The 12,196-nt window shown below is 67.9% G+C and carries 10 protein-coding genes; all 10 read right to left on the bottom strand.

Features of this window, described 5'->3' with window-relative positions; genetic code table 11:
* Window positions 1-123: 123 nt before the first annotated feature.
* The 10 genes from ACFCX4_RS10335 to ACFCX4_RS10290 all read right to left on the bottom strand — a co-directional run bounded on the left by ACFCX4_RS10335 (window position 124) and on the right by ACFCX4_RS10290 (window position 11,899).
* Window positions 124-1,338 (bottom strand): ABC transporter ATP-binding protein, encoded by a 1,215-nt coding sequence (locus ACFCX4_RS10335; RefSeq protein ID WP_376140417.1) that lies wholly within the window; start codon window positions 1,336-1,338, stop codon window positions 124-126.
* Window positions 1,328-2,380 carry an ABC transporter ATP-binding protein gene (locus ACFCX4_RS10330; RefSeq protein ID WP_376140415.1) on the bottom strand — a complete coding sequence of 351 codons (1,053 nt, stop codon included), beginning with the start codon at window positions 2,378-2,380 and terminating at the stop codon, window positions 1,328-1,330. The genes ACFCX4_RS10335 and ACFCX4_RS10330 overlap by 11 nt, the downstream gene beginning before the upstream one ends.
* Window positions 2,381-2,395: 15 nt before the next feature.
* Complete coding sequence (locus ACFCX4_RS10325; protein ID WP_376140419.1) at window positions 2,396-3,310, bottom strand: ABC transporter permease; 915 nt, start codon at window positions 3,308-3,310, stop codon at window positions 2,396-2,398.
* 76 nt (window positions 3,311-3,386) lie between these two features.
* Entirely contained in the window at window positions 3,387-4,313 is a 927-nt protein-coding gene (locus ACFCX4_RS10320) for an ABC transporter permease (RefSeq protein WP_376140414.1), read from the bottom strand.
* A gap of 85 nt (window positions 4,314-4,398) precedes the next feature.
* On the bottom strand, window positions 4,399-6,024 hold the full coding sequence (locus ACFCX4_RS10315) for an ABC transporter substrate-binding protein (protein ID WP_376140412.1): 1,626 nt from the start codon (window positions 6,022-6,024) through the stop codon (window positions 4,399-4,401).
* A gap of 196 nt (window positions 6,025-6,220) precedes the next feature.
* Window positions 6,221-7,237: an ABC transporter ATP-binding protein gene (locus tag ACFCX4_RS10310; protein ID WP_376140410.1), complete on the bottom strand. Its 1,017-nt coding sequence runs from the start codon at window positions 7,235-7,237 to the stop codon at window positions 6,221-6,223.
* Window positions 7,230-8,279: an ABC transporter ATP-binding protein gene (locus ACFCX4_RS10305; protein WP_376140408.1), complete on the bottom strand. Its 1,050-nt coding sequence runs from the start codon at window positions 8,277-8,279 to the stop codon at window positions 7,230-7,232. Before ACFCX4_RS10305 ends, ACFCX4_RS10310 begins: the two co-directional genes overlap by 8 nt.
* Before the next feature lie 19 nt (window positions 8,280-8,298).
* Window positions 8,299-9,237 carry an ABC transporter permease gene (locus ACFCX4_RS10300; RefSeq protein ID WP_376140406.1) on the bottom strand — a complete coding sequence of 313 codons (939 nt, stop codon included), beginning with the start codon at window positions 9,235-9,237 and terminating at the stop codon, window positions 8,299-8,301.
* Complete coding sequence (locus tag ACFCX4_RS10295; protein ID WP_344334170.1) at window positions 9,230-10,174, bottom strand: ABC transporter permease; 945 nt, start codon at window positions 10,172-10,174, stop codon at window positions 9,230-9,232. The genes ACFCX4_RS10300 and ACFCX4_RS10295 overlap by 8 nt, the downstream gene beginning before the upstream one ends.
* Window positions 10,175-10,264: 90 nt before the next feature.
* Window positions 10,265-11,899: an ABC transporter substrate-binding protein gene (locus ACFCX4_RS10290; protein WP_376140403.1), complete on the bottom strand. Its 1,635-nt coding sequence runs from the start codon at window positions 11,897-11,899 to the stop codon at window positions 10,265-10,267.
* Window positions 11,900-12,196 lie beyond the last annotated feature (297 nt).

Here is a 12,196-nt window from a genome sequence, read left to right as displayed (position 1 = left end):
TTTTATTTGGGGCTTGGTGGGGGGGGGGCTGTGCGGTTTTCCCCGCGGGGGGGGGGGCTCACCACCATGTCGCGGGCCCCCCCGGGGGCGCCCCCGCTTCGCCGACGGGGCGGTGCCCCGCTGTCAACCGCTTTCCGGACCTTCCGGCCCCTGCCGGTCCTGCCCGCCCGGACCTTCCGGCTGCCGCCCGCCCGGACCTTCCGGCTCCTGCCCCGGGTCGGCCGGCACCGGGCCCGGGTCGGCCGGCCGCCGCCGGTCCTGCCCGCCCGGGGCGCGCTCGGCCGCGAAGTGGCAGGCCGACTCGTGCGCGGCGAGGCCGCCCAGCCACCCCGGCGCCGCCAGCAGCGGAACCTCCACCGCGCACCTCTCCTCGGCCTTCCAGCAGCGGGTGCGGAAGCGGCAGCCGGACGGCGGGTTGGCCGGCGACGGGACGTCACCCGCGAGCACGATCCGGTCCCGGTTCTCACGGGCCGTCGGGTCCGGCACCGGCACCGCGGAGAGCAGCGCCTGGGTGTACGGGTGGGTGGCGTGGTCGTAGATCTCCCGGTCGCTGCCGATCTCGACCAGCTTGCCGAGGTACATCACGCCGACCCGGTCGGAGATGTGCCGGACGATCGAGAGGTCGTGCGCGATGAACATGTACGAGAGGTTGAACTCCCCCTGGAGCTGCTCCAGCAGGTTGATCACCTGGGCCTGCACCGACACGTCGAGCGCGGAGACCGGCTCGTCGCAGATGATGATCTCCGGCTTGAGCGCCAGACCGCGGGCGATGCCGATGCGCTGGCGCTGACCGCCCGAGAACTGGTGCGGGTACCGGTTGATGTACTCCGGGTTCAGACCGACGACGTCCAGCAGGTCCTGGACCGCCTTCCGGCGGTCCCCCTTCGGCGCCACCTCCGGGTGGATCTCGAAGGGCTCGCCGATGATGTCCCCGACCGTCATCCGCGGGTTCAGCGAGGTGTACGGGTCCTGGAACACCATCTGGATGTTCCTGCGCACGGCCTTCAGCCCCGATCCCGAGAGCCGGGAGATCTCCTCCCCCTTGTACCTCACCGAGCCGCCGGTGGCCGGCTCCAGGTTCATCAGCACCTTGGCCAGCGTGGACTTGCCACAGCCCGACTCGCCGACGATGCCCAGCGTCTCCCCCTGCATGAGGTCGAAGGAGACCCCGTCCACCGCCTTCACCGCGCCGACCTGCTTCTTGAACAGCACGCCCCTGGTCAGCGGGAAGTGCTTGACCAGGTCCCGGACTTCGAGGATCGGCTCGCCGCGGGCGACCTCCTGCGCGAAGGCGGCCTCCGCCGGCGACCCGACCGCCCCGGTCCCGTCAACGGTCATGGAGGGTCTCCTTCCAGAAGAAGCAGGCGCTGCCGCGCCCGGCCGGCTCGGTGCCGTCGTCCTCGGTGACCGGGAACAGCGCGGGCACCTCGCGCCGGCAGACGTCCTGGGCGCGCGGGCAGCGCGGGTTGAACGCGCAGCCCGGCGGGATCCGCAGCAGGTTGGGCGGCAGTCCCTTGATCGCGTACAGCTCCTGGCCCTTCTGGTCCAGGCGCGGGATCGAGTCCAGCAGCCCGCGGGTGTAGGGGTGGGCCGGACGGGCGTACAGCTCGTGCACGGGCGCCGTCTCCACGATCCGGCCCGCGTACATCACCGCGATCTTGTCCGCGACGTCCGCGACCACGCCCAGGTCGTGGGTGATCAGGATCAGCCCCATGTGGTACTCGGCCTGCAGCTCGGCGAGCAGGTCCATCACCTGCGCCTGCACGGTCACGTCCAGCGCCGTGGTCGGCTCGTCCGCGATGATCAGATCGGGCTCCAGCGCCAGCGCCATGGCGATCATGATGCGTTGGCGCATGCCGCCGGAGAACTGGTGGGGATAGTCGTTCACCCGGTCCTTGGCGGCCGGGATGCGCACCCGGTCCATCAGCTCGACCGCCTTCTCCTTGGCGGCCTTGCGCGAGGTCCTGTGGTGCGCGCGGAACATCTCGCCGAGCTGGAAGCCCACGGTGAGCACCGGGTTCAGCGAGGAGAGCGCGTCCTGGAAGATCATCGCGATCTTCTGGCCGCGGATCTGCCGCCTCCGCTCCTTGTCCATCCTGAGCATGTCCTGGCCCCGGAAGAGGATCTCCCCCTGGGGGATCCGGGCCGGCGGCATGTCCAGGATGCCCATGATCGCCTGCGCGGTCACCGACTTGCCCGAGCCGGACTCGCCGAGCACCGCCAGCGTCTCCCCCGCCCGGACGCTGTAGTTGACCCCGTTGACCGCCCGGGCCACCCCGTCCCGGGTGACGAACTCGACGTGCAGGTCGCGGACGTCGAGCAGCGGGCCCTCGTAGGGCGCCTCCCGCCCGGCCTTGCCGGTGTCGACTGCTGTGGTCACGATGCGTCCCCTCGCTCAGCGAAGCTTCGGGTCGAGGGCGTCGCGCACCGCGTCGCCCAGCATGATGAAGGCCAGCACGGTGACGGAGAGCGCCGCGGCCGGGAAGAACATCACGTACGGCGCCGTCCGGATCACCTTCTGGGCGGACGAGATGTCGATGCCCCAGGAGATCGTCGGGTCCTGCAGGCCGATGCCGAGGAAGCTCAGCGTCGCCTCGGTGGCGATGTAGCCGCCCAGCGCGATGGTCGCCACCACGATCACCGGGGCGACCGCGTTCGGCAGGATGTGCCGGACCATCAATCGGCCGGTGCCCGCACCGAGCGCCTTTCCGGCCACCACGTAGTCGGCCTGCTTGACCGTCAGCACCGCGCCGCGCATGACGCGGGCGATCTGGGTCCAGCCCAGCACGCCCAGCGCCAGCACCACGGTCCACACGGTGCGGACGGCGAAGGCGTTCAGCAGCACCAGCGCGCCCAGCAGCAACGGGATGCCGAAGAAGATGTCGACGATCCGGGAGAGCACCGCGTCCACGGCGCCGCCGAAGTAGCCGGCCACCATGCCGGTCAGCCCGCCGAGCAGGGTGACCGTCGCGGTCACGAAGATGCCGACGGTGATCGAGGCCCGGGCGCCGTACACCACCCGGGCGTAGATGGACCGGCCCTGGCCGTCGTAGCCGAACCAGCCCGCGCCGAAGAAGTCCGTCCAGTCCGGCCGTCTGAGGTAGTTGTGGACCAGGTCCGCCTGCCGCGGATCGGCGTCGGTGAACGCCCAGGGGAAGATCGCCATCACGATCAGCAGCAGGATCAGCACCGCCGAGACCAGGAAGATCGGGCGCCGCCGCAGGTCCCGCCAGGCGTCGCCCCAGAGGCTGCGGGCCTCCTCGCGCTTCTCCGGATCGGGCTCGACCAGGGTCTCCTGCTCGACCGCCATGCCCTGTTCGCCGGCGTAGTCCAAGTGGTCCACCCCCGGCTTGGGCCGCGGCTCGTAGGACTCCTCGTCGTGCATGTCAGGCATAGCGGATCCTCGGGTCCAGGACCGCGTAGAGCAGGTCGACGACGAGGGAGGCCACCAGGTAGACGATCACCAGCACGGTGACGATGCCGACCACGGTGGGCCCCTCCTTCTGGTTGATCGCCCGGTACAGCACGTTGCCGACGCCCTGCACGTTGAAGATCCCCTCGGTGACGATCGCGCCGCCCATCAGCGCGCCGAGGTCGGTGCCGAGGAAGGTGACCACCGGGATCAGCGAGTTGCGCAGCAGGTGGCGGCCGATGATGGTGCGCCGGGGCAGGCCCTTGGCGACCGCCGTGCGCATGTAGTCGGCCCGCAGGTTCTCGCCGATCGACGTGCGGGTGAGCCGGGCGACGTAGGCGAGCGAGAGCGAGCCCAGCACGATCGCCGGCAGGATCAGCTGCGAGAGGTCCTTGGAGTCCTGGACCGTCGGTGTCACCCAGCCCAGGTTGGTCGCGAAGACCGTCTGGGCGATGTACGCCAGCACGAAGACCGGGATGGAGATCACCAGCAGGGTGAGCAGCAGCACCAGGGTGTCCTGGACGCTGCCGCGCTTCAGGCCGGAGACCAGGCCGAGCAGCAGGCCGAAGACCATCTCGAAGAGGAAGGCCATCAGGGCCAGCCGGATGGTGACCGGGAAGGCGTCCGCCATGATGTCGCTCACCGGGCGGCCGGTGAAGCTGGTGCCGAAGTCCCCCTGGAAGAGGTTCCCCATGTAGTGCAGGTACTGCTTCCAGATCGGTTGGTCGAGGTAGTACTTGTGCTTGATGCTGGCCACGACGGCGGGGTCCGCGGCCTTCTCCCCGAACAGCGCCGAGACGGGGTCCCCCGGCAGCGTGTAGACCATGAGGAAGATCAGCAGCGTGGTGCCGAAGAACACCGGGATCATCTGCAGGACCCGCCGCAGCACGTAACTGCCCATGCCAGCCTCCTTCCTGGAGACGTGATCGAGTGCCCGGGGCCCCGCCCTCCGTGCGGGAAGGGCGGGGCCTGCGCGGGGGAGCTCGTCAGCCCTTGACCTCGACCTGGGTCCAGGCCGGGTTGCCGAAGGAGTCGAAGGTGACGTTCTGGACACGGGTGGAGTAGCCCGAGGTGGTGCGGTAGTACCAGAGCGGGATGGCCGGCATGCCGCTGGGCAGCACCGCCTCGGCCTGCTGGTAGCCGGTCACCGAGTCGGCCACGCTGGCGGCCTGGTCGGCCTGGGTGGAGAGCTGGTCGAACTGCGGGTTGCTATAGCCGAAGTCGTTGGACGCGGCGCCGGTGCGGTACACGTCGGCGAGGAAGTTGGCGTTCAGCGGGTAGTCCTGGACCCAGCCGGTCCGGAAGGCGCCGTTGATCTGGTGGCCGGTGATCGCGGCCCGGGCGGTCTTGAAGTCCGGCTTGGGGTCGCCCACGCAGTCGACGCCGGTGCTCTGCCGGATCGAGTTGCAGACCGCGTCGACCCACTCCTTGTGGCCGCCGTCGGCGTTGTAGGTGATGGTCAGCCGGTTGCCGGGGACGCCGCCGCCCTCGGTGATCAGCTGCTTGGCCTTGGCCGCGTCGAAGTTGCAGAACTCCCCGCACTGGCCGTCCTTGTAGCCCTCGACGCCCTCGGCGACCCAGGCGGTGGCGGGCTTGCGGGAGCCCTGCAGCACCGTCTTGGTGATGGTGTCGCGGTCGATCGCCATCGACAGGCCCTGACGGACCTTCGCCTTGTCCGGGGAGGCCCAGTCGGCCTGGTAGAGGGTGAAGCCGATGTTCTGGATGGCGCCCTGCGGCTCGTCGACCGCCCGGTCCCCGAGATCGGTCTTGTAGGTGGCCAGCGCCGAGGGCGGCACCTGGTCCATCACGTCCAGGTTGTTGGACTGCAGGTCGGCGTAGGCGGCCTCGGCGGTGCTGTACATCTTGAAGACGACGCCGCCGTTCTTCGGCTTGTCGACGCCCTGGTAGTCCGGGAAGGTCTTGGTGACCACCTGCTGGTTGTGGTCCCAGCTGACGAACTGGTAGGGGCCGTTGCCGACCGGCTTCTGCCCGTACCCGGCCGGGTCGTTGAAGAAGGCGTCCGGCAGCGGGGAGAAGGCGATGTAGCCGAGCTTGTACTCGAAGTACGAGACCTTGCCGCTCAGCTTGACCGTGAAGTGCAGGTCGTCGACGACGGTCAGCCCGGACATCTTGGTGGTGGCCGGCTGGCCGCTCGCCGGGTGGACGTCCTGGTAGCCCTCGATGTCGGCGAACCAGGAGCTGTTGATCTGGTTGTTGCTGGTGGTCGCGCCCCAGTTCCAGGCGTCCACGAAGTTCTTGGCGTGCACCGGGGTGCCGTCGTGGAACTTCCAGCCGTCCTTCAGCGTGACGTTGAAGGTCTGCGAGTCGCTGGTCTCGATCTTGTCGGCGACCTGCATTCGGATCTTGGCGTTCGAGGGGTCGTAGTCCACGAGCCCCTTGAAGAGGTTCTGGATGATGCGTCCGCCGCCGGTCTCGTTGGCGTTGGCCGGCTGCAACGGGTTCTGCGGCTCGCTGCTCTGGTAACTGAAGGTCTTGCTGCTGTCCGACGAACCGCTGCTGCCGCCCCCGTCGCTGCTGCTGCAACCGCTGGCCACCAGGGCCACGGACGTCGCTGCGGCGAGGACCCATCGAGCACGGGTGGCCACGGGCATGGAGGTCCCTCCTCAAGGTGTGTGACGCATCACACCCCATGAGAAGCTCGGCCGCCCGGCGGCGCGAGTCGGGTACCCCCGGACGGGTGCACCGGCTCCGGACCGCGTTGACGCCGCGTCGGGGAGCCCGGGAACGCCCGAGGGGCCCACCACCGGTGAACGGTGACGGGCCCCTCCGGCCGTGCCCGGTACGGGATCAGGCCGCGGCCGGCTCCCGGACGGCGGCGAAGTGGCACGCCGACTGGTGCTTGGCCGGGCCGCTCAGCACCTCGGGGACGGCGAGCAGCGGGACCTCGGTCGAGCAGCGCTCCTCGGCCTTCCAGCAGCGGGTGCGGAAGCGGCAGCCGGACGGCGGGTTGGCCGGCGACGGGATGTCACCGGTCAGGATGATCCGGTCGCGGGACTCGCGCGCCGTCGGGTCCGGCACCGGCACCGCGGAGAGCAGCGCCTGGGTGTACGGGTGGGTGGCGTTCTCGTAGATCTCCTCGTCGCTGCCGATCTCGACCAGCTTGCCGAGGTACATCACGCCGACGCGGTCGGAGATGTGCCGGACGATCGAGAGGTCGTGCGCGATGAACATGTAGGAGAGCTCGAACTCGTTCTGGAGCTGCTCCAGCAGGTTGATCACCTGGGCCTGCACCGACACGTCGAGCGCGGAGACCGGCTCGTCGCAGATGATGATCTCCGGCTTGAGCGCCAGACCGCGGGCGATGCCGATGCGCTGGCGCTGACCGCCCGAGAACTGGTGCGGGTACCGGTTGATGTACTCCGGGTTCAGGCCGACGACGTCCAGCAGGTCCTGGACCGCCTTCCGGCGGTCGCCCTTCGGCGCCACCTCGGGGTGGATCTCGAAGGGCTCGCCGATGATGTCGCCGACCGTCATCCGCGGGTTCAGCGAGGTGTACGGGTCCTGGAACACCATCTGGATGTTCCTGCGCACGGCCTTGAGGGCCGCGCCGGACAGCTTGGAGATGTCCTCGCCCTTGAACAGCACCTCGCCCGAGGTGGCCCGCTCCAGGTTCATCAGCACCTTGGCCAGCGTGGACTTGCCACAGCCCGACTCGCCGACGATGCCGAGCGTCTCGCCCTTCGCCAGCTCGAAGGAGACGCCGTCGACTGCCTTGACGGCGCCGACCTGCTTCTTGAACAGGATGCCCTGGGTCAGCGGGTAGTGCTTGACCAGGTCCTTGACCTCCAGGATGGGCTCAGCCATGGAGGGTCTCCTTCCAGAGGTGGCACGCGCTGCGGCGGCCGGTGAGCTCCTTGCCGTCCTTGTCGGTCACCTGGTGCAGCTTCGGGATCTCCGTGCGGCACAGGTCGGTGGCGACATCACAGCGGGGGTTGAACGCGCAGCCGGCCGGGACCTTGAGCAGGTTCGGGGGCAGGCCCTTGATCGCGTACAGCTCCTGGCCCTTCTGGTCCAGGCGCGGGATGGAACGGAGCAGGCCCTTGGTGTACGGGTGCGCCGGGTTGGCGTACAGCTCGTGCACCGGAGCGGTCTCGACGATCCGGCCCGCGTACATGACCGCGATCTTGTCCGCGACGTCGGCGACCACGCCGAGGTCGTGGGTGATCAGGATCAGGCCCATGTTGAACTCGTCCTGGAGCTCCGCGAGCAGGTCCATCACCTGGGCCTGGACGGTGACGTCCAGGGCGGTGGTGGGCTCGTCCGCGATGATCAGGTCGGGCTCCATGGAGAGCGCCATGGCGATCATGATGCGCTGGCGCATGCCGCCGGAGAACTGGTGCGGGTAGTCGCCCACGCGCTGCTTGGCGGCGGGGATGCGCACCCGCTCCATCAGCTCGACGGCCCGCTCCCGGGCCTCCTTCTTGGAGCTGCCGCGGTGCACCCGGAACATCTCGCCGAGCTGGGCGCCGACGGTCATCACCGGGTTCAGCGAGGAGAGCGCGTCCTGGAAGATCATCGCGATCTTCTGGCCGCGGATCTGCCGGCGCTCCTCCTCCTTCATCGCGAGCATGTCCCGCCCGCGGTAGAGGATCTGGCCCTGGCTGATCTTGCCGGGCGGCATGTCGAGGATGCCCATGATGGTCTGGGCGGTCACCGACTTGCCGGAGCCGGACTCGCCGAGCACCGCCAGCGTCTCGCCCGCGGCCACGGAGTAGTTGACGCCGTTCACGGCCTTGGCGACGCCGTCCCGGGTGTGGAACTCCACGTGGAGGTCCTTGACCTCCAGCAGCGGGGTGCCAACCTCAAGGCGGCCGTTCTTCTGGTTCTTCTCGATCACGGTGGTCATCGGGTCGTCACCTCTTCTCTCAGCGGAGCTTCGGGTCGAGGGCGTCGCGGACCGCGTCGCCGAGCATGATGAAGGCCAGCACGGTGACGCTCAGCACGGCGGCCGGGAAGAGCAGGACGTGCGGGGCGTCCAGGAAGCGGGCCTGCGCGTCGCTGATCATCAGACCCCAGGAGATCTGCGGCGGCTGGACACCGATGCCCAGGTAGGACAGCGCGGCCTCGGCACCGATGTAGACGCCCAGGCTGATCGCGGAGACCACGATGACCGGCGCGACGGCGTTCGGCACGATGTGCCGGAAGGTGATCCGGCCGGAGCCGGCGCCCAGGGCACGGGCGGCCATCACGTAGTCGTTGTTCTTGTTGGCCAGCACCGAGGCGCGCATGATGCGGAAGATCTGCGGCCAGCCGAGCACCGCCATGACCAGCGAGACGCTGAGGGCGTTGCCCGCCCACGGCAGCATCGACATGATCAGCATGCCGCCGAGCAGCAGCGGGATCGAGAAGAAGATCTCGGTGAAGCGGGACAGGACCGAGTCGATGGCCCCGCCCTTCCAGCCGGCCCAGAGGCCGAGCAGACCGCCCACCACGGTGACCAGCGCCGTGGTCAGGACACCGACGATGATCGAGTTCCGGGCGCCCCACACCGTGCGGGTGTAGATGTCGCAGCCCTGGACGTCGAAGCCGAACCAGTGCTCGGCGCTCGGCCGCTGCAGCGAGTTCGCCAGGTCGCAGGCGTTGCCGTCGGTCGGGCTGCCGTCGGTGAACAGCCCCGGGACCGCGGAGATCACGAGCAGGCAGAACACCAGCACCGCACCGATGATGAAGACCGGGTTGCGGCGCAGGTCGCGGATCGCGTCGGACCAGAGGCTGGCGACGCGCTCCGGCTTCTTCTCGGGCGAAGTCTTGGGGGTGTTGTCCCCGGAGGGGGCCTCGGCGCCCTTGGTGATGGTGTCACTCATAGCGGATCCTCGGGTCGAGCACGGCGTACAGCAGGTCCACGAGCAGGGTGGTGACCAGGTAGATCAGCACCAGCAGCGTGACGACGCCGACGATGATCGTGCCCTGCTTCTGGTACACGGCCTGGGCGAGCAGACCGCCGATGCCGTGGATGTTGAAGATCTTCTCGGTGATGACCGCGCCACCCATCAGACCGCCGAGGTCGGCACCGAGGAAGGTGACGATCGGGATCAGCGCGTTGCGCAGGGCGTGCCGGCCGATCACCCGACGGCGCTTCAGGCCCTTGGCGACCGCGGTACGGACGTAGTCCGCGCGCATGGTCTCCATCAGGCTGGTGCGGGTCAGGCGCGCGACGTACGCGAGCGAGGTCGAGGCGAGGACGAAGGCCGGCAGCAGGTACGCCCGCAGCCCGTCCTCCTCGTTGAAGGAGACCGAGAAGATCTCAAGGCCGTAGTCGTTCTTCAGCTTCACACCGAGCACCAGCTGGAGCACGAAGCCGGTGACGAACACCGGGATCGAGATCACGAACAGCGTGCTGATGAGGACCAGCTGGTCCAGGAACTTGCCCTTGCGCAGGGCCGCCATGACGCCCGCCAGAACACCGATGACCGCTTCGATGATGAAGGCCACGATGGCGAGGTTGACGGTGAACGGGAACGCCTCACCGATCATGTCGCTCACCGAACGACCGGTCAGGCTCTCGCCCAGGTCGCCCTGGAAGACACCGGTGATGTAGTTCCAGTACTGGAGCAGGAACGGGTCGTTCAGGTGGTACTTCTGGCGGATCATCTCCGCCACGAGCGGGTCGGCCTTCTTCTCGCCGGCCAGCGCCTGCACCGGGTCACCGGGCAGGCTGAAGACAAGCCAGTAGATCAGGAACGTCGCACCGATCAGGACAGGGATTGCCTGTATAAGTCGGCGGATGACATAGCGGCCCATCAGACCTCCATACTTTCGGACAAGGAAGGGAGGCGGGGGGACTCGGACTGTGGTCCGGTCCACCCGCCCCCGTTCGTCTGATTAACCGGATCAGCCGGCGAGCTCGACCTCGTCCAGGTTCATGCGACCCTGGGCGTCGGTGTCGAAGTTCTTGATCTTCTTGGTGTACGCGGCGGACGACATGTAGGTGTACACCGGGATGTACGGCAGGTCCTTGATCAGGATGTCGTCGGCCTGCTGGTACAGCTTCTGACCCTCTTCGGGGGTCTTGGCCTGGTCGGCCTGGTTCAGCAGCGACTCGAACTGCTCGTTGACGTAGCCGCCGTAGTTCGAGCCGTTCTCGATCGCGACCTTCGAGAAGATCGGACGCAGGTAGTTCTCGATCGACGGGTAGTCCATCGACCACGCCATGCGGAAGCCGCCGGAGTACTGCTTCTCGCCCAGCGCGTCCAGGATCTTGCCGAACTTCTCGAACGGCTTGATCGTGACCTCGACGCCCAGGTTCTTCTTCAGCTGGTTGGCGACGGCCTCGATCCACTCCTTGTGGCCACCGTCGGCGTTGTAGCCGAGCTCCATGGTGTTGCCCGGGACGCCGCCCGCGGCGTCCCACACCTGCTTGGCCTTGGCCGGGTCGTACTTCGCCGCGTCGCCCATGGCGCCCTTGCGGTAACCCGGGATCAGCGGGTTGACGAAGTCGTCGGCGGGGATGCGGGTGCCCGAGAAGATCGTCTTGGTGATCGCCTCGCGGTCGATCGCCATCGAGACCGCCTTGCGGATCTCCGGGTTGCCGTAGGTGGCCGGGTTGGTGGCGATCGGGAAGCCGATGTAGCCGACGCCGGACTCCGGCTTGTAGATGTAGCGGTCGCCGAACTCGCCCTTGACCGTGCCCATGGCCGAGATCGGGAGCTTGTCGGTGGCCTGGATGTTGTCGGCGCGCAGGTCGTTGTACGCCGTCTCCAGCTTGTCGTAGATCTTGAAGGTGACGCCCTGCAGCTTCGCCTTGCCGTCAGCGGCCGGGAAGTTGTCGTAGCGCTTGACCTTGATCTGCTGGTTGTGCTCCCACTTGCCGTCCATCTGGAACGGGCCGTTGCCGATGGGGGCCTCTTCGAAGGTCTTCTTGTCCTGGAAGAAGGCCTTGGGCAGCGGGTAGAACGCGTTGTAGCCCAGCATGGTCTTGAACTGGGAGAACGGGTTCGACAGGGTGACGGTGAAGGTCTTCTCGTCGACGACCGCCAGGCCCTTGAGCTTGTCGGTGGCGGGCTTCTTGTCCTTGCCCGGCGCGAGCTCCTCGGAGCCCTCGATCTTGGCGAAGAACGGCAGGCCCTCGGCCGCGTTGTCCTGGTTGGCGCCCCAGTTCCAGGCGTCCACGAAGGACTGGGCGGTGACCTTCTCACCGTTGTGGAAGGTGTAGCCGTCCTTCAGCTTGATCGTCCAGACCTTGCTGTCGGGGGACTCGATCGACTCCGCGACGCGCAGCTTCGGCTCGTTGGTCTTGTTGTCGTACTCGACCAGGCCGGCGAACAGTGCGTTCAGGACCTCGGCACCCTCGGACTCCGCGGTGTTCTGCGGGATCAGACCGTGCTGCGGCTCACCGAGCTGAACGGCGATCGTGCCGCCGCCGGAGGCAGCCTTGTCGCTGCTCTTCGAGCTGGTGCTGCAAGCGGTCGCCGCAAGGGCGATCGCGGTCGCCGCGACGAGCCACTTGGTCTGGGTTGCACCACGCATGGGGGATGCCTCCTGAATTCGACTTTCCAACGAGGAGAGCACCGCGGGGGGTTGATCCGGTCCGCCGTGCCGTCCGCGCTCGTGGTTTCGGCGCGCACCCCTGCGCGTTAACCCTTGACCCGAGCCTGACTGCACCCACTATGTGTCACCGACGGACACGAAAGTGACCACTGCCGATCTCAATTAGGTCACATGAACGGTCGGTAAGTTTCGAAAATCGGACATATAAGACATACTCAGACAGGCATCAAACGGACAGTCGTCATGAATGACGGACCGTCACGTTCGCTCAGCGGA

This window comes from Kitasatospora sp. NPDC056327, assembly GCF_042261735.1.
In the GTDB taxonomy this organism is placed as follows: Bacteria; Actinomycetota; Actinomycetes; order Streptomycetales; family Streptomycetaceae; genus Kitasatospora.
This window is presented reverse-complemented; position numbering and strand designations above follow the sequence as displayed.

Bases quoted from the DNA above. Each gene is read 5' to 3' on its own strand.
- ACFCX4_RS10335 (WP_376140417.1), bottom strand. From the start codon at position 1,338: ATGACCGTTGACGGGACCGGGGCGGTCGGGTCGCCGGCGGAGGCCGCC.
- ACFCX4_RS10325 (WP_376140419.1), bottom strand. From the start codon at position 3,310: ATGGCGGTCGAGCAGGAGACCCTGGTCGAGCCCGATCCGGAGAAGCGC.
- ACFCX4_RS10320 (WP_376140414.1), bottom strand. From the start codon at position 4,313: ATGGGCAGTTACGTGCTGCGGCGGGTCCTGCAGATGATCCCGGTGTTC.
- ACFCX4_RS10315 (WP_376140412.1), bottom strand. From the start codon at position 6,024: ATGCCCGTGGCCACCCGTGCTCGATGGGTCCTCGCCGCAGCGACGTCC.
- ACFCX4_RS10310 (WP_376140410.1), bottom strand. From the start codon at position 7,237: ATGGCTGAGCCCATCCTGGAGGTCAAGGACCTGGTCAAGCACTACCCG.
- ACFCX4_RS10305 (WP_376140408.1), bottom strand. From the start codon at position 8,279: ATGACCACCGTGATCGAGAAGAACCAGAAGAACGGCCGCCTTGAGGTT.
- ACFCX4_RS10300 (WP_376140406.1), bottom strand. From the start codon at position 9,237: ATGAGTGACACCATCACCAAGGGCGCCGAGGCCCCCTCCGGGGACAAC.
- ACFCX4_RS10295 (WP_344334170.1), bottom strand. From the start codon at position 10,174: ATGGGCCGCTATGTCATCCGCCGACTTATACAGGCAATCCCTGTCCTG.
- ACFCX4_RS10290 (WP_376140403.1), bottom strand. From the start codon at position 11,899: ATGCGTGGTGCAACCCAGACCAAGTGGCTCGTCGCGGCGACCGCGATC.